Here is a 24,916-nt window from a genome sequence, read left to right on the forward strand (position 1 = left end):
GAGGGCGCGCGCGGGGTGCGGCAGGATTCCCGCCGCCAGTTCCCAAGGGTCACGGCGTGAAGCGGTTAAACCGATCGTCGCGCCACATCGTCTCGCCGATCGAGCAGTCGTATCCTTCGGGCGTGACGCCGGTGTGCTGCGCCGGGACGATCCGCGGGGGCGGGCGTGTCCCCGCGATTTCGAGCACCAGCTTCCGGCGCACCGCCTCTGCGAATCCGTCCCACGTGGTGACGGGGATCACGAAGGCGCCCGGGCCGCCGATCACGCAGTGCTCATAGTAAAGGTCCAGGTCGTCGAGGTGCCACCGCGCGCCCATCCCCTCGCGCGTCATCAGCGGCAGTCCGTTGATGACGATGCCGCGCGACAGCACCGAGTCGCGGGCGGGCTCGACCGGGCCGCCCTCGTTGTTCGGGCCGTCGCCCGAGATGTCGATGACGCGGCGCAGGCCCTTGTATCCGTTCGTCTCGATCATCTCGGCTCCGGCCAAAAGCGCACCCGAGATCGAGGTGCGACGCAACGCGGCGTTAAAGTCGGTGGTTAGGATGTCTGCGAAGGCACGGGCATCCTCCTCCCCGCGCAGAAGTCGCCACGTCACCACGGGCCGCTGCGCCGTGCTGCCGGCCCATTCGACATAAGTGACCGCGATGCGCTGAAGCAGCCCGCCGCGGATCGCCTGGATCACCGGGCCGCTGGTCAGCGCCTCGGCATACCCGCGCCTCTGTATCTCCAGCTCGCGCGGGGTCATCGACCGCGACACGTCCACCATCAGGACAAGCTCGACATCCACCTCGACCGGCTGCGCCCGCACGGGGAGGGCGGCGAGAAGCGCGATAGCGGCAAGAAGGGCACGGAGCATGCCCCAAGTGTGACGCTGCGTAAGTCAGCCCGTCCAGCGTTCCTGTCCGTCGCACGCAGATGTGAACGCCGCGCGCCGGCCGCTGCCCGTTTCGCGGGCTCAGCCCGCGCGGAAGTGCTTGCTGAGCTTCAGGCCCTGGCCCTGGTAGTTCGACGCGATTCCGGCGCCGTAAAGGTGCTGCGGCGGCGCCTCCATCGCCTCGTAGAGCAGCCGCCCGACGACCTGTCCGTGTTCCAGCACGAATGGCGCCTCGTGGCAGCGGACCTCCAGCACCCCGCGCGATCCCGCGCCGCCCGCCCGGTCCCAGCCGAAGCCGGGGTCAAAGAAGCCGGCGTAGTGCACGCGGAACTCGCCCACCATGGCAAGGTATGGCGCCATCTCGGCGGCGTGCGTGGGCGGAATGGTCACCGCCTCGCGGCTGACGAGGATGTAGAAGGCGCCGGGGTCGAGGATGATGCGCCCGTCGCGGGTGCGGACCTCTTCCCAGTACTCCGACGGGTCGTACTGGCCGATCCGGTCCAGGTCGATCACACCGGTATGCGGCTTCGCGCGGAACCCGGCGAGGTCGCCGTCGCGCGGGCGCAGATCGACGGAGAAGCCAAGGCCATCGTCGATCACCGCCTCGCCGTTCACCAGCGGCGCTTCGGCATGAAGCGCGGCAAGCGACGCATCGTCCAGCCGGGCGTCGCCGCGCCGGAAGCGAATCTGGTTCAGCCGCATGCCCGGCCGCACCAGCACCGAGAAGGAGCGGGGACAAATCTCGGCATAGAGCGGCCCGTCGTAGCCGGCGGGCACACGATCGAACTCGGTCCCCCCGTCAGCGATGGTGCGCGTCAGCAGGTCGAGCCGCCCGGTTGAGCTCTTGGCGTTGGCGGCGGCTTCCAGGTCGCCGGGCAGGGCCAGCCGCTCCATCAGCGGGACGACGTAGACGCACCCTTTCTCGAGCACTGCGCCGGGGCCCAAGTCCACCTTGTGCATGGTGAATTCGTCCAGCCGCTCGTCCACCGTCGCGCCGCTGCCGGTCAGGAACGACGCGCGCACGCGATAGGCGGTCGAGCCGAGACGAAGGTCGAGCGAGGCAGGCTGCACCTGGCCGTCCGCGAAGGGCGCGTCGGACGAGATCGCGCCGTCGTCGATTAGACGCGCGATGGCGCTGTCAGGCAGAACGCCGGTCATGCGAACTGCTCCGAATTGATCGTGTGGTCGGTAGTGGTCGGGCTAGCAGGACTCGAACCTGCGACCTTCCGTCCCCCAGACGGACGCGCTACCAGGCTGCGCCATAGCCCGACTGAGGGTCTTTCTACTGATTTGCCGGGGAGCCGCAAGGGGCGATTCCTTTCTTTCCCGCGGCGTCAGCCGCGCCGTTCGGGTGTCGTCATCCGGTCGAGCAGCGCGGCGAGCCGGTCGCGGATCGGACGCAGGGCCCGGGCCCGCTTTGCAAGCTCTTCCCGCGACTTGCGGCGCAGCCGGTCGGGCACGTCGTTGTCGCTGCCGCGTTCGTCCTCGTCCAACGGGTCCGCCGCGGGCACGTCGGCCTTGGACGAGGAGGGGGCCTGTTCCGGGGGAACTTCGGCGACCGCGCCCGTCACCGAACCGCCCGTGTTCTCGTGCCCGTCCGGACGCTCGGGCGCCTCTTGTTGCAGCTGCTTCGGCGTGTCCGCACGGGCGAAGGGAAGGATCTGCGCCTCGCCCTCTGCATGCGGCTCGGTGGCCTCGATGGTAATGTCGGCCTCCGGCGCCTCTTCTTCGCCGTTCAGCGGCGGGGACAAGTCCGCGACGTGCTTCACGCCCTTTTCGCGCAGAAGCTTCTGGACGCCGCGAATCGTCAGCCCGTCGTCGTGCAGCAGCCGCTTGATGCCGCCAAGCAGTTCCATGTCGGACGGGCGATAGTAGCGGCGGCCGCCCGCGCGCTTGACCGGCTTGATCTGGGTGAATCGGCTTTCCCAGAAGCGCAGGACGTGCGTGGGCACGTCGAGCCACTCAGCCACCTCCGAGATGGTGCGAAAAGCGTCCTTAGATTTCTCCATCAGCTCAGGTCTTGTTGCCCGCGGCGACCCGATCCTTCATCAGGTGCGACGGGCGGAAGGTCAGAACCCGTCGGGGATGAATCGGCACCTCCTCCCCCGTCTTGGGGTTCCGGCCCACGCGCGCGGCCTTGGACCGAACGCTGAAGGTGCCGAAAGAGGAAATCTTTACCTGTTCGCCGTCCACCAGCGCGTCGGACATGTGCTGCAACACGGACTCGACCAGTTGCGCCGACTCGTTCCGGCTCAGGCCGACCTCGCGGAACACCGCTTCGCTGAGGTCCATGCGCGTCAGCGTCTTTTCACCCATGACTCGTTATCCCCCAAGGATTTGGACGAGCATGAGGGACGGGGTTTTCCGAGTCAATATCAACGGGTTGCGTGCTCCCGTTGAGGACGTGTCTCAGCCTACCAGCGCAGGACGACCGAGCCCCAGGCCAGGCCGCCTCCGATGGCCTCGGTGACCACGACGTCGCCTTCCTTGATCTGGCCGCGTGCCTTGCCGACAGACAGAGCCAGCGGGATCGAGGCGGCCGAGGTGTTGCCGTGATCCTGAACGGTCACGACCACCTTGTCCATCGACAGGCCCATCTTCTGCGCCGTCGCCTTGATGATGCGCAGGTTTGCCTGGTGCGGCACGATCCAGTCGACGTCCTGCGCCGACAGCCCGGCGCGGTCGAGCGCCCGGTGCGCCGTCTGGGCCAGCTTCTCGACCGCGTGGCGGAAGACCTCCTTGCCCTGCATCCGCAGGAAGCCGGTGGTCTGGGTCGACACGCCGCCGTCGACGTACAGGATCTCGCGGTGCCGCCCGTCCGAGTTCAGGTCGGTCGACAGGATACCGCGATCTTCGTTCGTGCCTGCGCCCTCATGCGCCTCGAGGATGACCGCACCGGCACCGTCGCCGAACAGCACGCAGGTCGAGCGATCGGACCAGTCCATGATCTTCGAGAACGTCTCGGCCCCGATGACCAGCACCCGCTTTGATTGGCCCGAGACAATCAGCGCATTGGCGTTGGTCATCGCATAGACGAACCCCGCGCAGACCGCCTGCACGTCGAAGGCGAAGCCGTGCGTCATGCCGAGCGCGGCCTGCACCATGGTTCCCACCGAGGGGAAGGTCAGGTCGGGCGTCGAGGTCGCGACGATCACCGTGTCGATGTCGTCGACCTCCAGCCCCGCATCCGCCAGCGCCGCCTTCGCCGCGCGCGTGGCAAGGTCCGAAGTCGTCTGCCCCTCGGCCGCGAAGTGCCGCCGCTCGATGCCGGAGCGGCTGCGAATCCACTCGTCGGATGTTTCGAGCGTCTTCTCGAACTCGCTGTTCGGGACCACGCGGTCGGGCAGGTAGTGTCCGACCCCGCGGACCACGGCGCGTCGTGTCATCGGCTCTCACCGCTGGTTTCGGTTGCGGTATCCTGACGGTGCGCCCCGGCGGACGCAACACGTGCGGCAAGGCGCTGGTTGAAGCCCGACTCCGCAAGGCGATAAGCGAGCTTGATGGCGGCCGAGAAGCCGGTGGCGTCGGCGGATCCGTGGCTCTTGACCACGGTGCCGTTGAGCCCGAGGAACACGCCGCCGTTGACCCGGCGCGGATCGATGCGCTTTTGCAGGCGCTTGAGCGAGGTCAGCGCCAGCAGCGCCGCCACGCGCGACAGGGGCGTGTAGCGGAACGCCTCGCCCAGCAGGTCGCGGATCAGGCCTGCGGTGCCTTCGCCGGTCTTGAGTGCGACATTGCCTGTGAAGCCGTCGGTCACGATCACGTCCACCCGGTCCGACGGGATGTCGCCGCCCTCGACGAAGCCCACGAAATCGAATTGCCCGGCAGGGGCGGCGTCGGCCATGAGGTCGTGCGCGACCTTCAGCTCGGCGCGGCCCTTGTGTTCCTCGGTGCCGACGTTCAGCAGGCCGACGCGCGGCCGCTCCAGGCCCAGCCCGTTGCGCGCATACGATGTGCCCATCAACGCGAACTGAAGCAGGTCGTCCTGGTCGGCGCGGATATCGGCGCCCACGTCGAGCATGACGTTGAAGCCGCCGGGATTGCGCGAGGGCCAGAGACAGGCGATGGCGGGGCGGTTCACCCCTTCGAGCTTGCGCAGACGCACCATCGACAGCGCCATCAACGCGCCGGTGTTGCCGCACGACACGACGGCCTGCGCATCGCCGCCGCGCACGGCCTCGATCGCCGACCACATCGACGTGCCCTTGCCTTGGCGCATCACGTGGCTCGGCTTGTCGCCCATCGCGACGACGCGCTCGGCATCCCGGATTTCGCAGCGGGAGCCGAGCTTGCGCTTCTCGATCAGCGGTTCGAGCTCGGCGCGAGGGCCGTGCACGATGAACCCGATCTCGGGGTTCTTCTTGGCCGACGCGGCCATGCCGTCGACCACGGCCGCAGGGCCGCGGTCGCCGCCCATGGCGTCGACCGAGATCACGATCCGCTTGCCGGAGGATGTGTCGCCGGAGTGTCGCGCCTGCATTTCAGCAAGCCCCCGCGGGGGCTCAGGCCGCGTCTTCGTCCAGGTCGACTTCGTCCGCCTGGGCCACGACCTCGCGGTCGTCGTAGTGGCCGCAGGCGCCGCAGACGTGGTGCGGGCGCTTGAGTTCGCCGCAGTTCGGGCACTCGGCCGGGTTACCGGCGGTCAGCGAGTCGTGGGCCCGGCGCATGTTGCGGCGCGACTTCGTGACTTTATTCTGAGGGACAGCCATGTCTCAACCTCGGGTAGCTTGGGGGCCGCATGGCCCGTGTGTCGGATAAATCTCGCGGGGCTTTACGCCGATGCGTCATGCCTTGCAAGCCCCGGGGGAGACGAGCGGCGAAAGATACAGTTTTTCCGCGCCCGCGCAAGCGTCCCGCGCCTCACTCCTCGTCGTCACGCCCGGTCAGTTTGTCGCGCAGGGAGGAAAGACCGGCGAACGGGCGCAGCGCCTCGTCGGTTAGCGGCGCGCGCCCCGGCTCGGCATAGACCGCTTCGCCCAGCTCGGCGCCCGGCGCGCGCGGGAACGGGGGCAGGGCGAGCGCCAGCGCCTCGACCATGACCGCGCCCAGGTCGACCGTGGCGCGCAGCGGCTCGGCCGTCTCGTCCTCGGGCATCTCGACCTCGCCGCCTTCGGGCGCCTCGGGCATGTCGGCCAGCCATCGCCGCGTCACCGGCTCGTCGAGCCGCGTGCTCACCGGTTCAAGCGTGACGCCGCAGGGCTGCACCACCGTCGCGCCCAGCTCGCCATCGAAGCGCCAGTCGTTGCGTCCCTCGGGCGTCAGGCGGCCCTGAAGGCGCAGCTTGCGCACCGAAACGATGCCGAGTTCCTCGGCCACGGCGGCGCGCGTGTCGGCGTCGGGTTCGATCTTCACCTCACGACCTTCGCGCGCACCGGGCGCGTTCAGGCGGACGGGGTGGCTCCAAGGGCTATCGGTCATGGCGCGTTCCATTCTTGAACAGGGGCCTGTCCTTCTGTAATGCCGGTATCCGGGCAAAAAGTGCTACGCAAGGGGATGAGATGGGCAAAGTGTTGCGCACGACGCGTCTGGCGGCAATCCTGGCCGTCGGTCTCGCCGCTGCGGCGTGCAGCCCGATCTATCGCAATCACGGGTATGTCCCCACGGACCGCGACCTTGCCGACCTGTCGGTGGGGATCGACACCCGCGACACCGTCGCCGCCGCCGTTGGCCGGCCGAGCGCGGCGGGCCTGCTGAAAGAATCGGGCTGGTACTATGTCCAGAGCCGCTGGCGGCACTATGGCGCCTTCGAGCCGAGGGAGATCGACCGGCAGGTGGTCGCCATCTCGTTCAACGACGGCGGCGTGATCACCAACATCGAGCGTTTCGGCCTGGAAGAGGGCCGCGTCGTGCCCCTGTCGCGCCGCGTGACCGACAGCAACATCGCCGGCATCTCGTTCCTGCGGCAACTCTTCGGCAGCGTCGGCAACTTCACGGCCGACCAGCTTCTCGGCGACGACTGAGCGCGGGGCCCGCAGGCCCCGCAGCACCGGTCTCATCCGTTCTCCGGCTCGAACTCGAGCGCCACGCCGTTCAGGCAGTAACGCAGGCCCGTGGGCTGCGGCCCGTCTGGGAAGACGTGGCCCAGATGCGCGTCGCACCGGTTGCAGTGGACCTCGGTGCGCTTCATGAACCAGCTCCGGTCTTCCTGCTCGCCCACCATCTCGGGGTCGAGCGGCTGCCAGAAGGACGGCCAGCCGGTGCCGGAGTCGAACTTGTGCGCCTGGTCGAACAGCGGTGCCCCGCAGCAGACGCACCGAAACGTGCCGGGCTCCTTCGGGAAGTCGTCGTGGGTGAAGGCGCGTTCGGTCCCGTGCTTGCGGGTGACCTTGTACGTCAGATCGTCGAGCTGTTCGCGCCATTCCGCGTCTGACTTAATGACTTTATCCATGATCTCGGGGAACCTTTCCTTGTACTGGTCGTCATATCTTGTGTGACGGTGCACGCTGAAACATACTTAGGCGACGAGGCGGGTCATCCAAGGCAGAGGAACCCGGGCATGCCGACCCTGACGCGCGGGCGCTACGCAGCCCGCCTGGCCGAGAGCGACGAGGACGTACGTGCGGCGCAACGGTTGCGCTATTCCGCCTTCCGCGCCGGCACCGGCGCCGCGGAGCGCGATGACGGTCGCGACGAAGACCCCTTCGATGCCCTTTGTGATCACATCCTTGTCGAGGACGAGGCCACGGGCGAACTGGTCTGCTGCTTCCGCCTGCTTCCGCTCAAGGGCGGTTTCGAGATCAAGCGCAGCTATTCGGCCCAATGGTACGAACTCTCGGCACTTGAAGCATACGAGGGCCCGATGGTCGAAATGGGCCGCTTCTGCATACGGCCCGGGTTGAAGGATCCCGACATCCTGCGCGTGGCTTGGGCGGCCATGGCGCAATACGTGGACGATCGCGGGGTCGAGATGCTGTTCGGCTGCTCCTCCTTCCACGGCACCGATGCGGAGGCGTATGCCGACGCCTTCGCCATCCTGCGCGACCGTCACCTCGCGCCGAAGCGCTGGCTGCCGAAGGTCAAGGCGCCCAACGTCTTCCGTTTCGCGCAAAGACTGCGGCTCAAGCCCGACGCCAAGCGCGGCATGCTGTCGATGCCGCCGCTGCTGCGCAGCTATTTGGTGATGGGCGGCTGGGTGTCGGACCATGCGGTGGTGGACCCGGACATGAACACGCTTCACGTCTTCACCGGCCTCGAGATCTCGGCGATCCCACCGGGCCGCGCGCGGCTTCTTCGCGGGGTGGCGGAACAGGGGGCGGCGTGACGGCGCGCTACGATACGGCGATGACGCGGCTGCGGGCCGGCGGGGTGATGATCCTCGACGGCGGTGTGTCCACCGAACTCGAAAAACGCGGCGCGGCGATGGACGACGCGGCGTGGTCCGGCCGGGTGGCGCTCGACGACTACCAGCGGCTGGTCGAGGTGCACCTGTCGTTCATCGAGGCAGGGGCCGAGATCATCACCACCAATACCTATGCCACCTCGCGCCTCGTGCTCGAGCGCGCGGGGCTGGGCGGCCGGGTGGAAGAGATCAACCGCCGCGCGGTCGAGGCGGCATTCGAGGCGCGGGCGCGGTCGGGGCGTGACGACATCCTCGTGGCCGGCTCCGTGTCGCACATGATCCCCGTCGAACCCGGCGGCTATGGCCCCGACCTGTCGCGCGACCCGCCCAAGGCCGAGTTGTGCGCGGTGTTCGAAGAGATGCGGCGGCTGCACGAACGCCTGGGCGTCGACGTAGTCTTGCTCGAAATGCTGTCCGCCCCAACGCGGATGGAGGCGATGTTCGAGGCGATGGAGGGCGCGACGCTTCCGGTCTGGTGCGGACTTGCCGCACGGCGCACCGACGAGGGCCTGCGCGCCTGGCATGACCCCGACACGCCTTTCGCCGACATCGCGGCGATGGCGGCCGGGCAGGGCTTTCATGCGCTTGGGATCATGCACAGCTCGGCCGAGCTGATCGGCGCGGCGCTGGACGACTTGCGCGCGGTCTTCGACGGGCCGCTGATGGCCTATCCGGACTCGGGCTATTTCGAGATGCCGCACTGGAAGTTCGTGGACGTCATCGCGCCCGGGCGGCTGTCCGAAATGGCCGAGGACTGGCGTTCGCGGGGGGCGCAGGTCATCGGCGGCTGCTGCGGTCTGGGGCCCGAGCACATCGCCGCGCTTTCGCCCCTGCGGACGGCGTGACAGGCGGAGTTTGCAAACCCCGTTCTGGAGTTTGCAAACCCGCTGCCGGACGTTGACGGCGTTCATGGCCGGCTATAGCTGCGGCGCATGGCACGTGCACCGCTTCTCCAGCTTTCCGACATCTCGCTGACCTTCGGCGGCGATCCCGTTTTCTCAGGCCTCGACGCCGTCGTGCAGGAGGGCGACCGCGTCGCTCTCGTCGGGCGCAACGGCTCGGGCAAGTCCACGCTGATGAAGGTGATGGCCGGCCTCGTGGAGCCCGACAGCGGCACGCGCGTCGTGCCGCCCGGCATAACCGTCGGCTACATGGAGCAGGACCCGGCGATGGGCCGCTTCGCCACGCTGGGCGACTTCGCGGCCTCTGGGCTGGACGTGGGCGAGGAATACAAGGTCGAGATGGTGGCCGAAGGGCTGTCCTTCGACCCCGCCGGCGACGTCTCCACCGCCTCGGGCGGGGAGCGGCGGCGCGCGGCGCTGGCCAAGCTTCTGGCCGAGGCGCCCGAGCTGATGCTGCTGGACGAGCCGACCAACCACCTCGACATCCGCGCGATCGCCTGGCTGGAAGAACAGCTCAAGGCGACGAGGACGGCCTTCGTGCTGATCTCGCACGACCGCACGTTCCTGCGCAATCTCACCCGCGCGACGCTGTGGATCGACCGAGGCGCGGTGCGGCGGCAGGAGGAGGGCTTCGAGTCCTTCGAGGCCTGGCGAGACAAGGTGTGGGAGGAAGAAGACATTGCCCGCCACAAGCTCGACCGCAAGATCAAGGCCGAGGCGCGGTGGGCGGTCGAAGGCATCAGCGCCCGCCGCAAGCGCAACCAGGGTCGGGTGCGCGCGCTGCAACAGCTGCGGGCCGACCGCGCCGGAATGATCAAGCGGCAGGGCGCGGCGGACATGGCGCTCGAGTCCGGCCCCAAGAGCGGGAAGAAGGTGATCGAGGCGCGCGGCATCTCGAAGACCTTCGGCGACGACACGATCCTGCGCCCCTTCGACTTGCGCGTCTTGCGCGGCGACCGGGTGGCCTTCGTCGGGCCCAACGGCGTGGGCAAGACGACGCTTCTGAAGATGCTGACCGGGGAACTGGAGCCCGACACGGGCGAGGTGATCCACGGCACGAACCTCGAAATGGCGGTGTTCGACCAGAACCGCGCGCAGCTTTCGCCGGACATGTCGCTGTGGGAGTCGCTGACCGGTGACAAGGACATGCGCGTGTCGGGGCAGGCAGACCAGGTGATGGTGCGCGGCCAGCCGCGGCACGTGGTGGGTTATCTCAAGGACTTCCTGTTCTCGGACGCGCAGGCGCGTGCGCCGGTCCGGTCCCTGTCGGGCGGCGAAAAGGCGCGGCTGCTGCTGGCCAAGATCATGGCCAAGGAGTCGAACCTGCTGGTGCTCGACGAGCCGACGAACGACCTGGATCTCGAGACGCTGGATCTGCTTCAGGAACTTCTGGACGACTACGACGGAACTGTCCTTCTGGTCAGTCACGATCGCGATTTCCTTGACCGTGTTGCCACGACAACAGTGGCGATGGAGGGCGACGGCCAGGCCACCGTCTATGCCGGCGGGTGGAGCGACTACGTCTCGCAGCGGGGGGAGGGGGCGCTTTCCGCCGCACCCGCGCCCCGCGCGCAAGGGGCGGAAAAGAAACCGCAAAAGACCGCCCGGAAGCCGGAGCCGGCGGAGCAGAAGCCGCGACTCAGTTTCACCGAGGCACACCGCCTGAAGGAGCTTCCCTCCGTTATCGAGCGGCTCGAGGCCGAGATCGCCAAGCTCGAATCGCTTCTTTCGGACCCGGACCTGTTCACGCGGGAGCCAGTGAAGTTCCAGAAAGCGACCGAGGCGCTGTCCGCGCGCCAGTCCGCGCTGTCGGAGGCGGAAGAGGAGTGGCTGGTTCTCGACGAAAAAGCAACAGGCTGAGCGGCTTGCCGCCGACGTCAGGTCACCCTGCGCGCAAGAGCGCTTATTGCACTTTGGCACGAAACCCGTGGCTTCCTCATGCGTAGTAGGAATGCGAAGCCAGCGGTGTCGGCACTGGGATCCAGCCGACCCGGATTGCCTCGCAATGGATTCAAGGAGACTACCATGAAGAAGTTCCTGCTCACCGCCGCTGCGGTCAGCGTTTCCGCCCCGGCCTTCGCCGGCGGCCTCACCCCCGCCCCGGCCGAGCCGGTCGTTCCCGCGCCCGTCGTGTCGGTCGCGCCCGTTTCGGACTGGACCGGTGGCTATGCCGGTCTTCAGCTCGGCTACGGTGACGCGGCGCTCGACATCGCGGATGACGACCTGGAAGCCGGCGATTTCGAAATCAACGACGGCGGCGTCGTCGGCGGTGTCCACGCCGGTTACCTCTGGGACTTCGGTCGCTGGGTCGCGGGCGGTGAAGCCGTCTGGAACGCCGCGAACATCGGCGACGACGACGATGACGACACGGTCGTCGAGGAAGGCACGCTGGACAGCATCGCGCGCCTGCAGTTCAAGGGCGGCTACGACGCCGGCCGGACGCTTATCTACGGCACCCTCGGCGCCGCGCACGCCTCGGCCGAGTTCGACGGCGACGACGTGAGCGACACCGGCTGGACCGCCGGCCTGGGCGTGGACTACAAGGTTCGCGAAAACATCAGCGTCGGCGGCGGCGTCTACTACCACCGCTTCGACGACTTCGACGATCGCGGCTTCGACGCCGAAGCCACGACCGTCGAGGCGGACGTCAGCTTCCACTTCTGATCGCGTCTCGAACGCTGATCTACCAGCCGCCGCGCGTCACCCGACGCGCGGCGGTTTTCGTTACGACGATCGAACCTTGCGCCGCACCCGCCGTTGAGCGGACATGAGCCACCTGGTGCAGCCGCGGCTGGTGAACGACCCATTCGGGGATCCCGGCCTCTACCTCGACGTGCGCTTCGCGCGGCGCGCGCTTCTGTTCGACCTCGGCGACCTTGCGCCCATGGCGGGGCGCGAGTTGATGCGGGTCAGCCACGTCTTCGTGTCGCACGCGCACCTGGACCACATGGCCGGCTTCGACCGCCTGCTGCGAACCTGCCTGCACCGCACCGCGCCGCTGTCGCTCACGGGCCCGCCGGAGTTCGTGGACCGGATCGCGCACCGTCTGGGCGGGGTGACCTGGAACCTGCTCGGCCCGTCCTCGGTCGACTTCCGCCTGCACGTTTTCGAGTTCGACGGCACCCGCGTCACTCGCGCGGCCGAGTTCCGCGCGCGCGAAGCCTTCGCCCGCCGCGACGTGGCCTCGCCGCCGTTCGACGCGGGCGTTGCGCACGAGGAAGCCGGTTTCCTGATCGCCTCCGCCGCGCTTGACCACGGCACGCCGTCGCTGGCCTTTGCGCTGCGCGAACGGGTGCGCGTGAACGTCCGCCGCATGGCACTCGACGCGCGTGGGCTGCCGGTGGGGCCGTGGTTGAACGACGCGAAGGCGGCGGTGCGGCAAGGGCGGCCCGACGGCGAGCGTATCGCCGTGCCCGGCGTGGGTGAGGTTACGCTGGGCGAGTTGCGCGAAGAGGTTCTGCGCGAGGCGCCGGGACAGGCGGTGGCCTACGTCACCGACGCCGCCAACACGCCCGGCAACCGCGCCCGCATCCGCGCGGTCGCCAACGGCGTCGACCTTCTCTACATCGAGGCCCCGTTCCTTGCCGCCGACATCGAGGCCGCCACCGCGACCCGCCACCTCACAGCTCAAGCGGCTGGCAAGATCGCGCGAGAGGCGGGGGCTCGCCAGGCGGTGCCGTTCCACTTCTCGGGTCGTGCGGCGGAGCGGCGCGAGGACCTCGTGCGCGAGTTCCAGGCAGCCTTCGGCGGTGAGGACGAAGCGGGCCGCAGCGGCGCCTGATCGCGTCGCGTGCCGTTGACGGGCGGGGCTAGCCTTTCGAACCGGAAACCGCTCCTCATCCGTAATTGCCTGCCCCGGTTCTGCCGCAATCGTCACCTCTCTCTGCGAAGGGTTGGAACAGGAGACGAGATCGTGGCCGCCGGGCAGGACGTGACGCGCGCGCTGAGGATCGGAGACACGCTGCCGGACTTCACCGCACAGACAACGCAGGGCAGCATTCGCTACAGGGAGTGGTCGGCCGGGAACTGGGTCGTCTTGTTCACACATCCCTGCGCGTTCACGCCTGTCTGCACGACCGAGGTCGCCGATTTCGGTTACATCCAGCCCAAGCTGGTCGAGCGGGGTGTCCGGCTTCTGGGCCTCACCAATTCCAGTCTCGAGGACGAGGCGCGTTGGGTCGAGGATATCGCCGCGATCTATTGCACGCCCCTGACGTATCCGATCATCAGCGACCCGGAGGGCGAGCTCGCCCGGTCCTGCGGCGTTTCCTGTCATGACGGCGGGGGACGGCCCGTGCGCCGCACCTACATCATTGACCCGGACCACGGGGTCCGGATGCTATTCGAATACCCGCATGGCGTGGGGCGCAGCACCGGCGAACTTCTGCGCGTGCTCGACGCGCTGCAGATGCTCGATCGTCACGCCGTGGGCGTGCCCGGAAACTGGGAGACCGGGATGCCGTGCGTGCTGATGCCTGACGAGCCCCGCATAGAGGCGTTGCGCCGGTTCCCGAGCGGTTGGCTCGAGGTACGCGACTATCTGAGGGTGGTTGCGCCCGACGCGGAGGATCCCCGGGACACCTGAGCCCGGCGATTCTGCACGTGTCCATGGCGGCTGGAGCGGGTGAAGGGAATCGAACCCTCGTCGTCAGCTTGGGAAGCTGCTGCTCTACCATTGAGCTACACCCGCGACAGGGCCGTAAGTAAGCCGCGTGCGGCACCTTCGTCAAGCTGGGAAAGCGCCGCCTGCGCGGCCTTGCGCCGCGTCAGCCGCGCCGGCGCCTGCGGCGTCCGCCTTCGCGATCGCCACCGGTGTTGAATGCCACGTCGGGCAGGGTCACGACCTTCGACAGCTCCGGAAACGCGTCGCTCGCATGGGGCAGGGCGTTGGCGGCGACGAAGTGCTCCTGGAAGCGCGGCTCGATGGCGGTCTCGACCTTTGTGATCTTGCGCACCGTCTCCTCGATCTCGGCCCGCGCGGCGACGTTGCAGAGCGCGATGCGCGCACCGGTGCCGGCGGCGTTGCCCGCGCTCCTCACCTTGTCGAGCGGCGCGTCGGGGATCATGCCCAGGATCATCGCGTGCTTGGGCGAGATATGCGCCCCGAAGGCGCCGGCCAGAACGATGCGGTCAACGCGGTCGACGCCCCTCTCGTCCATCAGCAGCCGCGCACCGGCATAGAGCGCGGATTTCGCCAGCTGAATCGCCCGGATGTCGCCCTGCGTGACGGTGATCAGCGGGCCGCCCTTTGCCGTCGCGTCGTGAAGGACATAGGCGTGGGTGCGCCCCTCGGCGATGCAGCGCGGCGTGCCGGTCTGCTCGGCCGAGCCGATCAGCCCGCTTGGGTCCACGATCCCGGCCGCACGCATTTCGGCCACGGCCTCGATGATGCCCGAGCCGCAGATGCCGGTGACGCCCGAGACGCCGGCGAGGGTGGCGAAGTCGGGATCGTCCGACCAGGCATCGCACCCGATGACGCGGAAACGCGGCTCCATGGTCTTGGGGTCGATCTCGACCTTCTCGATGGCCCCGGGCGCGGCGCGCTGGCCGCTGGAGATCTGGGCGCCCTCGAAGGCCGGGCCGGTGGGGGAGGAACAGGCGAGCACGCGGCTGGTGTCGCCGAGGATGATCTCGGCGTTGGTGCCGACATCGACGATCAGCACGAGTTCCTCGGACCTGCCCGGCTGTTCCGACAGCGCCACGGCCGCCGCGTCCGCACCGACATGACCGGCGATGCAGGGCAGGATATAGGCGCGGGCCGCCGGGTTGACGGCCGTCAGGTCCAGCTCGGCGGCGGCGAGGGACAGGGATTCCGAGGTTGCCAAAGCGAAGGGGGCCTGTCCCAGTTCGACCGGGTCCAGGCCCAGCAGCAGGTGGTGCATCACCGGGTTGCAGACGAACACCGTCTCGACGATCGCGCGCGGCTCGATCTCTGCCTCGGCCGCGAGCTCGGTGCCCAGCCCGTTCAGCGCCGCGCGCACCGCCGCCGTCATCTCAGCGTCGCCGCCGGGGTTCATCATCGAGTAGGACACCCGGCTCATCAGGTCCTCGCCGAACCGGATCTGCGGGTTCATCACGCCGGCGGAGGCCAGCACCTGCCCGTTGCGCAGGTCCGTCAGGTGGGCGGCCACGGTGGTCGAGCCCACGTCGACGGCAAGGCCGTAAAGTCGCCCCTCGAAGAAGCCTGGCCAGACGTCGATCAGCCGTGCGCGGGCGTCGCGATGGTCCTTGTAAAGCGCGACGGTCACCTTCCAGTCGCCCTTGCGCAGTGCGGGCTGAAGCTTGGACAGGACGGGCAGGGGCGCCTCGACCCCCTCGACCTGCCATTGCTCGCGCAGGGCGCGTTCCAGCCGTTGCAGGTCGCCCGAGGGTTCGTGCATGTCGGGCTCGGCCACCTCGATGTAGTAGAGCCGCGTGGCCGGGTCCATGACCATCTCGTGCGCGGTGGCGGCCTTGCGCACGACCTGTTTGTGGACCTGGCTTTCGGGCGGCACGTCGATCACCACGTCGCGCTGTACCGTGGCCTGGCAGCCCAGCCGCCGGCCCTCTTTCAGTCCGCGCTTCTGGTCATAGCGCTCCTCGACCGCGTTCCACCCGGACAGCGCGTCGGGGGCCACGGTGACGCCGTGCTTCGGGAACGAGCCGTAGCCGGGGGTGACCTGGCATTTCGAACAGATGCCCCGCCCGCCGCACACGCTGTCGAGGTCAACGCCGAGCTGGCGCGCCGCGGTCAGAACGGGCGTGCCGACCGGAAAGCGGCCGCGCTTGCCGGAAGGGGTGAAGATGACGAGCGGATCGGCGGTCATTGGATGCGTCCAGTGGTGTGCAAAATCGCTAGCAAATTTTCGTCGAAAATTTGCATGCCCGAATTTTCGACGAAAATTCGGGTGCGAGCGGTTCTCTTCAGAACAGGATGCGGATGGGCGCGGGGTGGCAGATCACGATGAGCTGCGTGCCCGCCTCGATCAGGTGAAAACCGCGGCGCCGGACCTCGGCCTCGAACCGCTCCTGCCCGACCTCCCGCGCCACCCAGGCGCGGGAGCGGCGGACGACGCCGCCTGAGCGGGCCGCGCGGGCCGAGAAGACCTGCGCGATCCATCGCTCCGCCTGGGCTGGGTGTTCGGACCGCATGGGCCCAGGATCGGCGCGCCGTCGTAAAGATCGGCTTAACCCGCGCGCCGCCGACGCCGCCCGCCGCGCTGGCCGCCGGCGGCCATGGAGGCCTTCGAAGCCTCGGGATAGCTCTCGCCCGCGTCGACCGCGTCGAGGATGCGCGAGAACTTGATCCACTCATAGCCGTTGTCATCGTGGTTCATCAGAAAGTTGGCGGCGCGGATCGCCTCCATCTCGACCGGACGGACGGGGTTCATGATGGCCGACGTCATGCCCGCGCCGATGGCCATGGGCAGGAAGGCCGCGTTGATTCCGTGACGGTGGGGCAGGCCGAATGAGATGTTCGAGGCGCCGCAGGTCGTGTTCACGCCCAGCTCGTCGCGCAGGCGGCGGACCAGGGTGAACACCTGTCGCCCGGCCGTGGCCATCGCGCCCACCGGCATCACCAGCGGGTCCACCACGATGTCGTGCGCGGGTATGCCGTAATCGGCCGCGCGCTCGACGATCTTCCTGGCGACGGCGAAGCGGACATCCGGGTCCTCGGAAATGCCGGTGTCGTCGTTCGAGATCGCCACGACCGGCACGTTGTACTTCTTGACCAGCGGCAGGACGAGCTCCAGCCGCTCTTCCTCGCCGGTGACGGAGTTCAGCAGCGGACGACCCTCGGCCGCCGCCAGCCCCGCCTCGAGCGCGCCGGGCACCGAGCTGTCGATGCAGAGCGGCACGTCCACCAGCCCCTGCACCAGCTCGATCATCTTGCGCATCAGCGGCGGCTCGGTCTCGTTGGGATTGGGGTTCGAGTTGTAGACGACGCCCGCGTTCACATCGAGGACCATCGCCCCGCAGGCCACCTGTTCGAGCGCGTCCTTCTCGACCGTCGAGAAGTCCCCGGCCTCGAGCTCGGCGGCGAGCTTCTTGCGGCCCGTCGGGTTGATGCGCTCGCCGATCACGCAAAACGGCTCGTCGAAGCCGATGGTGACGGTCTTGGTCCGGGACTCGACGACGGTGCGGGTCATGCGGTGGCTCCTTCCAGGCGCCCGAGGATGCGGTCGAGCGCGGTGTCGGTGAAATCTGCGATGGTGGTGTCGGCGCCGGCGGCGCAAAGCTGGTCGTGGGTCAGGCTGGAGCGCAGGCCCACGGTGAAGACGCCTGCGGCACGCGCCGAGGCGACGCCGGAGCGGCTATCCTCGAATGCGACGGAGTCGCGCGAGGCGACGCCGAGCGCCTCCATCGCCGCGCGGTACGGTGCGGGATGGGGCTTGCCGCGCTCGCACTCCTCGCCCACGACGATGGTGCCGAAGCGTTCGACCAGGCCGATGGCGTCGAGCATGGCGTGGGCGTTCAATCGCGGCGCGTTGGTCACCAGCGCAATGCCCCAGCCGGCGCGGTGGGCGCGGTCGAGCAGGGCGGTCGTGCCCGGTGTCGGCTCGCGGCGGCCGAGACGGTCGCGGAACGTCGCCTCCTTCTCGTCCGACAGACGCGCCGCGTCCTCGTCCGGGAAGAACTCGCCGAAGATGTCGGCATTCTCCCGGCCGTGGATGTTGGCGGTATAGAACGCCTCGTCGATCTCCTGCCCGCGGGCGGCGAAGATCTCCTGAAAGATCTTCGCGTGCAGCGGGTCGGAGTGCAGAAGCGTTCCGTCGAGGTCGAAGAGAAGGGCTGGCACTTGGTCTCCTTACGCGGTGGCGGCGGCCGGCTGCGCGGCCGCACCGCCGTGGGTCCGGGCCCACTCGGCCGTGGCCTTGATGCCGCCGAGGGGGAAGAAATGGACTTGTTCGATGTTGAAGTCGGGATGCGCCGCCTTGTGGCGGGCGAGCGCAGCGACGACGTCGGTCGGCTCGTAGGGGAGCAGGAGCTTCGAGACGTCCATCGCCCGCTTCTGCAGCACCTTGACCGAAGGCCCGACGCCGCAGGCGACCGCGAACTTGATCAGGGTCTGAAGCTTGGCGGGACCCGCGATGCCGATGTGGATGGGCAAGTCGATCCCTCCGGCCTTCAGGCGATCGGCCCAGTCGATGACCGGGGCGGCGTCGAAGCAGAACTGCGTCGCGAGCGCGACGGTGGCGTCGGTGCGCTCGGCGAAGGACTGCTTCCAGCGCAGCGCCTCGCTCACGTTGCGGTCCGATCCGTCGGGATCGATGTCGCGGTTGCCCTCGGGGTGGCCGGCGACGTGCAGGCGCCTGAAGCCCGCCTTGTCGAACAGGCCGCTTTCGAGAAGCTGCATCGAGCAGTGATAGTCGCCCGTGGGCGCGGCCAGGCCGCCGGCCAATACCAGCGCCTGATCGACGCCGGCCTCGCCCTGATAACGGGCGATCCAGTCGGCCAGCATCGCCTCGTCGCGGATGATGCGCGCGGGGAAGTGCGGCATCACCGCGAAGCCGTCGTTCGCCAGCCGCCTGGCGGTGGCGACCATGTCCTCGATCGTCGTGCCCTCGATATGGGCGATATAGACGCGGGTGCCGGCGGGCAGGAGGGCGCGGAAGTCGTCGATCTTCTCGGCCGTGCGCGGCATCACCTCGATCGAGAAGCCGTCGAGGAAACGCTCCATCGCGGGCGTGACCGTCGGTCCGGCCGCGTCCTTCTTCCTGAAGTTCAACAGCGCCATGCTCGCCTCCCATATGCGGCGGGGTGTCAATTCCATCCGTCGTTCGCGATCAGGGCCTTGAGACGCGCCTGGTCGTACTCGGCCTCGAGCCGCGCGGCCTCGGCCGCGGCGACGTCTGCCTGGTCGCCCTCGACGAGGTAGGGATCGGCCTTGCGCCACTCGGCGAGGTAGGCGTCGGTTTCGCGCGCGCCCACCTTCATCGCCGCCCGGTCGATCGCCTGCTCGAAGCGCTCGGAGAGCGGCTTCTTCGCGCCGCGACGGCCCTTGCCCACGATGACCTGGGCCGGGATGTCGCGCCAGTAGACGATTGTGACGTCGGGCATGAACCGATTCCTCCTTTCGCCCCTGATACGCGTTGCGGGCGGGCGCTCTGCGCCGGATTTCGACACTTGCCGCGCGGCGAGCGACGCGCGGCACCGCCGGTTCTAGGCCATCGGCCCGGACGCTGGGAAGGGCGCGCCATGCGAATTCGGCTCAGGATCATTATGAGCCGCGCCGCCCGCGGCGCTTGCACGGGCGGGCGCGGCCCCGTAGTGTCGGGGCAACACATGTTGGAGGGCGATCCTATGGCGCCCAAGCGTCCCGTCGGTGCGGGCGCGTTCCCGAAACCGGTCGAGCCGCTCGCGCCACCGACGCCCGATCCCGCCGAGCTTTATGCCGCGCTGGATCTGGGTACGAACAGCTGTCGCATGCTGATTGCCCAGCCCAAGGGTAACCAGTTTCACGTCGTCGACAGCTTCTCTAAATCCGTCCAGCTCGGCATCGGGCTGGAGGCGTCCGGCCGCCTGTCGCGCGGCTCGATGGCGCGCACAGTGCAGGCCCTGCGCATCTGCCGCAAGAAGCTGCGCAAGCACGACGTGCGGCGCATGCGGCTGGTGGCGACGGAAGCGTGCCGCCGGGCCTCGAACGCCCGCGACTTCATGCGCTTTGTCGAGCGCGAGACCGGCCTGAAGCTCGAGATCATCCAGCCCGAGGAAGAGGCGCGGCTGGCCGTGATCTCGTGCGCGCCGCTGGTGTCCACGAAGACCGAGCAGCTTCTGGTCGTCGATATCGGCGGCGGCTCGACCGAACTGGTCTGGATCGACCTGACGCGCGTGCCCAAGGTCGAGCGGCCCAAGGCGATCATGCGGCTGCACGCGGGCTTTAAGCCCGCCGACGGCTCGCCATTTCCCGCGGCGCGGGTGGTGGACTGGATCTCGGTCCCGCTGGGCGTGGCCACGCTGCGCGACCAGTTCAACGACGTCGAGAACGATGCGGCCCGCTTCGCGCTGATGTCGTGGTTCTTCGAGGAGAACCTGGCGGAATTCGCGCCCTATGCCTCGGAGCAGGCGAAGGACGGCTTCCAGATCATCGGGACCTCCGGCACCGTCACCACCGTCGCGGCCAGCCACCTGGGCCTGAAGCGGTACGACCGCAACCGGGTGGACGGGCTGCGCATGACGTCCGAGCAGATCGACAAGGTGATCCGCGACTACCTGTCGCTGGGCCCCGAGGGGCGGCGCAACGATCCGCGCATCGGCCGCGACCGCCACGCGCTGATCATGTCGGGTGCGGCGATCCTGCAGGCGCTCTTGCGGGTCTGGCCGACCGACCGGCTGTCGGTCGCGGACCGGGGCCTGCGCGAGGGGCTGCTCTATGCACAGATGTCGGCGGACGGGGTGCTTGAGGACGGGCCCTATTGACCTTCCCTGGCGGGGGGCGAATTTTCTGCGAAAATTCGGAAAGGCCCGTTCCGGGCCTGCCTCCGGCGGGGATATTTCTGGACCGAAGATGAGGGCGGGGGCGCACCGGTGTACCGGCGGCGCGCCCGGAATGGCATGACGAAGAAGACGAGCGGACGCGGGCAGCGCGACCTGACGGTGAAGGTGAAGACGGCGCGGGGGCGCAAGCTGTCCTCGACCCGGTGGCTGGAGCGGCAACTCAACGACCCTTACGTGCGGCGCGCGAAGGCCGAGGGCTATCGCGGGCGCGCGGCGTTCAAGATCCTGGAACTGGACGACAAGTACCGTTTCCTCGTGCCGGGCGCGCGGGTCGTGGACCTGGGCTGCGCCCCGGGCGGATGGAGCCAGGTGGCCGTGCAGCGGGTCAACGCGCTGGGCGAGAAACAGGGCAAGGCTGTGGGCACCGTGCTGGGCGTGGACCTGCAGGAGGTCGAGCCGATCGCGGGGGCCGAACTGCACCAGCTCGACTTCATGGACGATGGCGCGGACGAGAAGGTGAAGGCGTGGCTGGGCGGGCCGGCCGACGTGGTGATGTCGGACATGGCGGCCTCGGCCTCTGGGCACAAGCAGACAGACCACCTGCGCATCATCGCGCTCTGCGAGGCCGCAGCGGAGCTGGCCTTCGACGTGCTGGAGGAGGGTGGCACCTTCGTGGCCAAGGTGCTGGCCGGCGGGGCCGAGGGCGATCTGCAGAAGCTTCTGAAGCAGAAGTTCACCAAGGTCGCCAACGTCAAGCCGCCGGCGAGCCGGCAGGACAGCTCCGAGAAGTTCGTGGTCGCGACCGGTTTTCGCGGCTGAAAGCGGGGCAGGGGCGGCCCGCCTGCGCTAGCGCGCCAGCACGAGGTCGGCGCGTAGTCCGCCCATTTCGCTTTCCCCCAGGCGCAGCGCCCCGCCGTGCTGGCGGGCGATATCGGCGGCGATGGCCAGCCCCAGGCCGACGCCGCCCCCGCGGTTCTGGTTGCGCGCCGCGTCGAGGCGCTGGAACGGCTTCATCGCCTCGTCCCGTGCCTCGGCCGGGATGCCCGAGCCGTCATCCTCGACCGAGAAGCGCACGGCGCGGCCGCTGAGCGTGCAGGAGACGCGGGCGCGGGTGCCGTGGCGCACCGCGTTGGTCACGAGGTTGTCGAGTGCACGCTCGATCGCCAGCGGGCGCAGCATGGCGGTGCCGTCGCCCTCGGCCGTTCCCAGCTCGACCGGCTGGCCGGCCCGGCGGCTCTTTTCCACCAGCTCGCGGGCGAGCGCGAGGGGGTCGGTCTCGACCGCGTCGTCGAGCGCTTCGAGCCGCGCGAAGTCGAGGAAGGTGTCGAGCATCTTTTCCATGTCGTTGACGTCCTGGCGCAGGGCCTCGGACTCGGGGCCGTCCTCGAGCATCGACAGTTCCAGCTTCATCCGGGTGAGCGGCGTGCGCAGGTCGTGGCTCACGCCAGAAAGCATCAGCGTGCGCTGCTGCGTCTGCCGTTCGATCCGGTTGCGCATGTCGAGGAACGCGCTGCCGGCCGAGCGGACCTCGGTCGCGCCGCCGGGGCGGTAGGGCAGGATGCGGCCCTTGCCGAACGCCTCGGCCGCCGCGGCGAGCCGGGCGATGGGCCGGAGCTGGTTGCGCAGAAAGGCATAGGCGACCAGCGTCATTAACAGGCTGACGACCACCATCAGCACCAGAAGCTGGTGCGGGTTCGACGCCGAAACGCGTGAGCGGCGAAATGACACCTCCATCGGCCCGTGGGGCGTGGCGAGCGTGATCGCGACGCGGCGGATGTCCGACAGGTCCACGGCCGCGACCGGCAGGGCGGCGCGCAGTTCGGACGTGACCACGCGTCCCGAGAGGTCGTAGAACAGGCGCTCGTCCTGCGGGTCGCCTATGTCCGCGGGCAGATCGATGTCGAGCGCCAGCGCCTCCGCCGCGAAACCGACCCGCGCGCGCGCAGCGGCCGCGTCCGGTGCCGCCGCGGCGAGGTCCAGCAGGTAGCCGAGCTCGAGGATGACGTTGCGGCTCATCTGCTCGGTCACGCCCTCGAAATGGCGCTGGATGAAGACGACCGAGACGACGAGCTGGATCGTCAACACCGGCACGAGCAGGATGAGCGCGCCGCGGGCATAGAGCGACCGCGGCATGTAGCGTTTGAGCCATCGGAAGGTCATGCGCTATCCCTAGCCCGGAGCGCGGGCGATGAGGAAGCGGAACATGGACCAGACCTTCGATCCGGTGCGCGGCAGGGCCGAGACGCTGGCAGCCGGCCTGCGCCGCGTCCTCGCGCCCAATCCGTCACCGATGACCTATCGCGGCACGAACACCTATCTTGTGGGCGAGGACGAGCTGGCAGTGATCGATCCCGGCCCGGCCGATGCCCGGCATCTCGATGCGTTGCTGGCGGCCATCGGCGGGGCGCGCGTGCGCTGCATCCTCGTCACCCACGCCCACCTGGACCACGCCCCGCTCGCCCGCCCGCTGGCCGAGGCGACGGGGGCCGAGGTGCTGGCCTTCGGCGATGCCCGCGCCGGCCGCTCCGCCATCATGCGTCGGCTCGCCGATGCGGAGCTGGCGGGCGGGGGCGAGGGGGTGGACGAGGGCTTCCGCCCCGACCGGGAGCTGGCGGACGAAGAAGAGGTGGCGGGCGACGGCTGGCGCCTTCGCGCGCTCCATACGCCGGGGCACATGGGCAACCACATGTGCTTCGCATGGGACGACGTGCTGTTCAGCGGAGACCTGGTGATGGGCTGGGCCTCGTCCCTTGTCTCGCCACCGGACGGGGACGTGAGCGACTTCATGTCCTCCTGTGAGCGGCTGGCGCGCTTCCCGTGGCGGGTCTTCCACCCCGGGCACGGTGCTCCTGTCGCCGCGCCGGCCGACCGGCTCGACTGGCTGCTGGAACATCGCCGCGGGCGGGAGAGGGAGATCCTCTCGGCCCTCGCGGACGGTGCGGCCGATTGTGCCACGCTCACGCGCCGCATCTACGCCGGAACGCCGCCGTCGCTGTGGCCCGCGGCCGAGCGAAACGTCTTCGCCCACCTGGTCGACCTTGCGATGCGCGAGGAGGTCCAAGCGCGCCCCGAGCTGTCGCCCGGCGCGTTTTTCGAAAGAAGCTGAATTTTTCTGCCGAACCCCTCTGGACGCCCCCGAACACCATTGTTATAGGACGCCCCGTGTTCCGGCGTAGCTCAGCGGTAGAGCAGTTGACTGTTAATCAATTGGTCGCAGGTTCGATCCCTGCCGCCGGAGCCAAAATCTTCCCAACCTCCTGAAAACACGGGGCTTTCCGGACCCCGGCGCGATGCTCGCGGACGAGGTGCACATCTCGGTGCACCCGGCGATGCACAAACGCGTGCACAGGAGGGACTCCGCGTGCCCCGGAATCGGACCCAACCGCATCTCGAGCTTCGCCGCTCCGGCTTCTACTGGCGCCGCCGCCTGCCGCGTCCGGCAGGGGCGGAAAAAAGTTCGAAAAAAATTTTCCGCTGTTTTTCGCTCGGCTCCACGTCCTCGCCAGACGCGAGGATACTGGCCCGCCGCCTGACGGCGCTCAGCGACCGGATCTTCGCCGCCATGACGGAGAAGACGATGCCGATCGCGCCCGAAATCGCGGACCGACTCCTGACCGAACTCGTCCGGTTCGAGATCGACGCCTTCGAGCGCGTCCGCGCCATGGCGCCGCGCCGCTGCCCGGAGGCCGCGGCGCACGAGCAGCAGCGCGAGGCCGCGCTGCAGGAAACCCTGCGCCGGGCCATCGAGCTGCGCGACCGCGAGGTGGCGCGCCAGCCGCTGCGCTGCGTGGCCGAGCTGCTCGGCATCGCCCTCGACGAGAGCGACCCGGACTGGCAGTGGCTGGCGATCGAGGCGACGAGGGTGCTGATCGATGTCAGCGCGGAGCGGGCCCGGCGCGACCGGGGCTTCTACGGCGGGCCGAGCCGGTTCTTCCGCGCCGCCCTGCGCGCCGAGGGCGCCGCGCTGGACCCCATGCCGGTCCACCGCGTGACCCCCGAGGTCGCCCCGGCCGGCTTCGCGCTCGCCGCTACGGCCCAGGCAGCCGCCCCGGTCCTGTCCGCCAGCGAGGAACCGCGCTCCGCCGTGGTCGCCGCCGCGGCCGAGCCCGCGGGCGCCCAGGCAGCCGCCCCGGCCCCGTCCGCCCCCGAGGTCTCCGGGACGGAGCCCGGCCCGGTGGCTCGTCCGGCTTCGGCGGAGCCTGCGCGGCCGCGCTCCGACGCTGCGCCGGCGCCGCAGCACGCGCCTCCGGCGGGCCAGGTCGTGGAGCCCGCCTCCGCGCCGTCGGAAATGAACGCCGAGGCGGACGAGGCCGACGCGGGCGCAGATGTTATCCTGCCGGCCGGGCTGGAGAGGCCCGAGGGCCTCGATCCGGTGGCATGGCA

At 69.0% G+C, this 24,916-nt stretch carries 26 protein-coding genes, 3 tRNA genes and 1 pseudogene; 12 read left to right on the forward strand and 18 right to left on the reverse strand.

The window, feature by feature from the left end; genetic code table 11:
- Window positions 1–49: 49 nt before the first annotated feature.
- The 9 genes from BM162_RS06475 to BM162_RS06515 form a co-directional block, all read right to left on the reverse strand.
- A complete protein-coding gene (locus BM162_RS06475) occupies window positions 50–856 on the reverse strand; it encodes a DUF1194 domain-containing protein (protein WP_093419385.1) in 807 nt (268 codons plus the stop codon).
- A gap of 99 nt (window positions 857–955) precedes the next feature.
- On the reverse strand, window positions 956–2,032 hold the full coding sequence (locus tag BM162_RS06480; RefSeq protein WP_093419388.1) for a 2'-deoxycytidine 5'-triphosphate deaminase: 1,077 nt from the start codon (window positions 2,030–2,032) through the stop codon (window positions 956–958).
- A 34-nt stretch (window positions 2,033–2,066) separates the two neighbouring features.
- Window positions 2,067–2,143: transfer RNA gene (locus tag BM162_RS06485), tRNA-Pro, on the reverse strand.
- A gap of 65 nt (window positions 2,144–2,208) precedes the next feature.
- Window positions 2,209–2,883 carry a MerR family transcriptional regulator gene (locus BM162_RS06490; protein ID WP_093419389.1) on the reverse strand — a complete coding sequence of 225 codons (675 nt, stop codon included), beginning with the start codon at window positions 2,881–2,883 and terminating at the stop codon, window positions 2,209–2,211.
- A gap of 4 nt (window positions 2,884–2,887) precedes the next feature.
- Window positions 2,888–3,190, reverse strand: a complete 303-nt coding sequence (gene ihfA / locus BM162_RS06495; RefSeq protein ID WP_093419391.1) for an integration host factor subunit alpha — start codon at window positions 3,188–3,190, stop codon at window positions 2,888–2,890.
- 98 nt (window positions 3,191–3,288) lie between these two features.
- Window positions 3,289–4,260, reverse strand: coding sequence for a beta-ketoacyl-ACP synthase III (locus BM162_RS06500; protein ID WP_093419392.1), 972 nt, complete (start codon window positions 4,258–4,260; stop codon window positions 3,289–3,291).
- Window positions 4,257–5,354 carry a phosphate acyltransferase PlsX gene (plsX, locus tag BM162_RS06505; RefSeq protein ID WP_093419395.1) on the reverse strand — a complete coding sequence of 366 codons (1,098 nt, stop codon included), beginning with the start codon at window positions 5,352–5,354 and terminating at the stop codon, window positions 4,257–4,259. The genes BM162_RS06500 and plsX overlap by 4 nt, the downstream gene beginning before the upstream one ends.
- A gap of 22 nt (window positions 5,355–5,376) precedes the next feature.
- Window positions 5,377–5,583, reverse strand: a complete 207-nt coding sequence (gene rpmF, locus BM162_RS06510; RefSeq protein ID WP_093419397.1) for a 50S ribosomal protein L32 — start codon at window positions 5,581–5,583, stop codon at window positions 5,377–5,379.
- A 151-nt stretch (window positions 5,584–5,734) separates the two neighbouring features.
- The gene (locus BM162_RS06515) at window positions 5,735–6,292 is read right to left on the reverse strand and encodes a YceD family protein (RefSeq protein ID WP_093419508.1); all 558 of its coding nucleotides are present in this window, start codon (window positions 6,290–6,292) and stop codon (window positions 5,735–5,737) included.
- A gap of 80 nt (window positions 6,293–6,372) precedes the next feature.
- On the opposite strand from BM162_RS06515, the gene BM162_RS06520 reads away from it, so the two are divergent.
- Window positions 6,373–6,834 carry an outer membrane protein assembly factor BamE gene (locus BM162_RS06520; RefSeq protein WP_093419400.1) on the forward strand — a complete coding sequence of 154 codons (462 nt, stop codon included), beginning with the start codon at window positions 6,373–6,375 and terminating at the stop codon, window positions 6,832–6,834.
- Window positions 6,835–6,866: 32 nt separating this feature from the next.
- Here the strand turns inward: BM162_RS06520 and msrB are convergent, their stop codons facing one another.
- Window positions 6,867–7,262: a peptide-methionine (R)-S-oxide reductase MsrB gene (gene msrB / locus BM162_RS06525; RefSeq protein WP_093419402.1), complete on the reverse strand. Its 396-nt coding sequence runs from the start codon at window positions 7,260–7,262 to the stop codon at window positions 6,867–6,869.
- 108 nt (window positions 7,263–7,370) lie between these two features.
- Between msrB and BM162_RS06530 the strand changes: the two genes are divergently transcribed.
- The 6 genes from BM162_RS06530 to BM162_RS06555 all read left to right on the forward strand — a co-directional run bounded on the left by BM162_RS06530 (window position 7,371) and on the right by BM162_RS06555 (window position 13,700).
- Window positions 7,371–8,135: a GNAT family N-acetyltransferase gene (locus BM162_RS06530; protein WP_093419405.1), complete on the forward strand. Its 765-nt coding sequence runs from the start codon at window positions 7,371–7,373 to the stop codon at window positions 8,133–8,135.
- Window positions 8,132–9,058, forward strand: a complete 927-nt coding sequence (locus tag BM162_RS06535) for a homocysteine S-methyltransferase family protein (protein WP_093419407.1) — start codon at window positions 8,132–8,134, stop codon at window positions 9,056–9,058. Before BM162_RS06530 ends, BM162_RS06535 begins: the two co-directional genes overlap by 4 nt.
- An 87-nt stretch (window positions 9,059–9,145) precedes the next feature.
- Complete coding sequence (locus BM162_RS06540; RefSeq protein ID WP_093419410.1) at window positions 9,146–10,975, forward strand: ABC-F family ATP-binding cassette domain-containing protein; 1,830 nt, start codon at window positions 9,146–9,148, stop codon at window positions 10,973–10,975.
- A 165-nt stretch (window positions 10,976–11,140) separates the two neighbouring features.
- Complete coding sequence (locus BM162_RS06545) at window positions 11,141–11,779, forward strand: outer membrane protein (protein ID WP_177215082.1); 639 nt, start codon at window positions 11,141–11,143, stop codon at window positions 11,777–11,779.
- 103 nt (window positions 11,780–11,882) lie between these two features.
- Window positions 11,883–12,896: an MBL fold metallo-hydrolase gene (locus BM162_RS06550; RefSeq protein WP_093419415.1), complete on the forward strand. Its 1,014-nt coding sequence runs from the start codon at window positions 11,883–11,885 to the stop codon at window positions 12,894–12,896.
- Window positions 12,897–13,028: 132 nt separating this feature from the next.
- Complete coding sequence (locus BM162_RS06555; RefSeq protein ID WP_177215084.1) at window positions 13,029–13,700, forward strand: redoxin domain-containing protein; 672 nt, start codon at window positions 13,029–13,031, stop codon at window positions 13,698–13,700.
- A gap of 31 nt (window positions 13,701–13,731) precedes the next feature.
- On the opposite strand, the gene BM162_RS06560 is transcribed toward BM162_RS06555, so the two are convergent.
- From BM162_RS06560 to BM162_RS06590, 7 genes are all read right to left on the reverse strand, one after another.
- Window positions 13,732–13,805 (reverse strand) — tRNA-Gly (locus BM162_RS06560).
- Between the two features lie 76 nt (window positions 13,806–13,881).
- Window positions 13,882–15,921, reverse strand: a complete 2,040-nt coding sequence (locus tag BM162_RS06565; protein WP_093419420.1) for an ASKHA domain-containing protein — start codon at window positions 15,919–15,921, stop codon at window positions 13,882–13,884.
- Window positions 15,922–16,018: 97 nt separating this feature from the next.
- On the reverse strand, window positions 16,019–16,246 hold the full coding sequence (locus BM162_RS06570) for an N-(5'-phosphoribosyl)anthranilate isomerase (RefSeq protein WP_093419422.1): 228 nt from the start codon (window positions 16,244–16,246) through the stop codon (window positions 16,019–16,021).
- A 35-nt stretch (window positions 16,247–16,281) separates the two neighbouring features.
- Window positions 16,282–17,244 carry a methyltetrahydrofolate cobalamin methyltransferase gene (locus BM162_RS06575; RefSeq protein WP_093419425.1) on the reverse strand — a complete coding sequence of 321 codons (963 nt, stop codon included), beginning with the start codon at window positions 17,242–17,244 and terminating at the stop codon, window positions 16,282–16,284.
- A complete protein-coding gene (locus BM162_RS06580; protein WP_093419427.1) occupies window positions 17,241–17,894 on the reverse strand; it encodes an HAD family hydrolase in 654 nt (217 codons plus the stop codon). The genes BM162_RS06575 and BM162_RS06580 overlap by 4 nt, the downstream gene beginning before the upstream one ends.
- Window positions 17,895–17,903: 9 nt before the next feature.
- The gene (locus tag BM162_RS06585; protein WP_093419430.1) at window positions 17,904–18,833 is read right to left on the reverse strand and encodes a methylenetetrahydrofolate reductase; all 930 of its coding nucleotides are present in this window, start codon (window positions 18,831–18,833) and stop codon (window positions 17,904–17,906) included.
- 26 nt (window positions 18,834–18,859) lie between these two features.
- The gene (locus BM162_RS06590; RefSeq protein WP_093419432.1) at window positions 18,860–19,156 is read right to left on the reverse strand and encodes a virulence factor; all 297 of its coding nucleotides are present in this window, start codon (window positions 19,154–19,156) and stop codon (window positions 18,860–18,862) included.
- A gap of 243 nt (window positions 19,157–19,399) precedes the next feature.
- On the opposite strand from BM162_RS06590, the gene BM162_RS06595 reads away from it, so the two are divergent.
- Together BM162_RS06595 and BM162_RS06600 are read left to right on the forward strand one after the other, a co-directional pair.
- Entirely contained in the window at window positions 19,400–20,515 is a 1,116-nt protein-coding gene (locus BM162_RS06595; protein ID WP_093419434.1) for a Ppx/GppA phosphatase family protein, read from the forward strand.
- Window positions 20,516–20,650: 135 nt separating this feature from the next.
- Window positions 20,651–21,352 carry an RlmE family RNA methyltransferase gene (locus tag BM162_RS06600; RefSeq protein WP_093419436.1) on the forward strand — a complete coding sequence of 234 codons (702 nt, stop codon included), beginning with the start codon at window positions 20,651–20,653 and terminating at the stop codon, window positions 21,350–21,352.
- A 27-nt stretch (window positions 21,353–21,379) separates the two neighbouring features.
- On the opposite strand, the gene BM162_RS06605 is transcribed toward BM162_RS06600, so the two are convergent.
- The gene (locus BM162_RS06605; RefSeq protein WP_093419438.1) at window positions 21,380–22,693 is read right to left on the reverse strand and encodes an ATP-binding protein; all 1,314 of its coding nucleotides are present in this window, start codon (window positions 22,691–22,693) and stop codon (window positions 21,380–21,382) included.
- Between the two features lie 43 nt (window positions 22,694–22,736).
- Between BM162_RS06605 and BM162_RS06610 the strand changes: the two genes are divergently transcribed.
- From BM162_RS06610 to BM162_RS06620, 3 genes and pseudogenes are all read left to right on the forward strand, one after another.
- Complete coding sequence (locus tag BM162_RS06610; RefSeq protein WP_093419440.1) at window positions 22,737–23,639, forward strand: MBL fold metallo-hydrolase; 903 nt, start codon at window positions 22,737–22,739, stop codon at window positions 23,637–23,639.
- Between the two features lie 60 nt (window positions 23,640–23,699).
- Window positions 23,700–23,774: transfer RNA gene (locus BM162_RS06615), tRNA-Asn, on the forward strand.
- Window positions 23,775–24,095: 321 nt separating this feature from the next.
- A pseudogene (locus tag BM162_RS06620) lies at window positions 24,096–24,916 on the forward strand (hypothetical protein); the annotation flags it as partial.

This window comes from Tranquillimonas alkanivorans, assembly GCF_900115595.1.
GTDB lineage: Bacteria > Pseudomonadota > Alphaproteobacteria > Rhodobacterales > Rhodobacteraceae > Tranquillimonas > Tranquillimonas alkanivorans.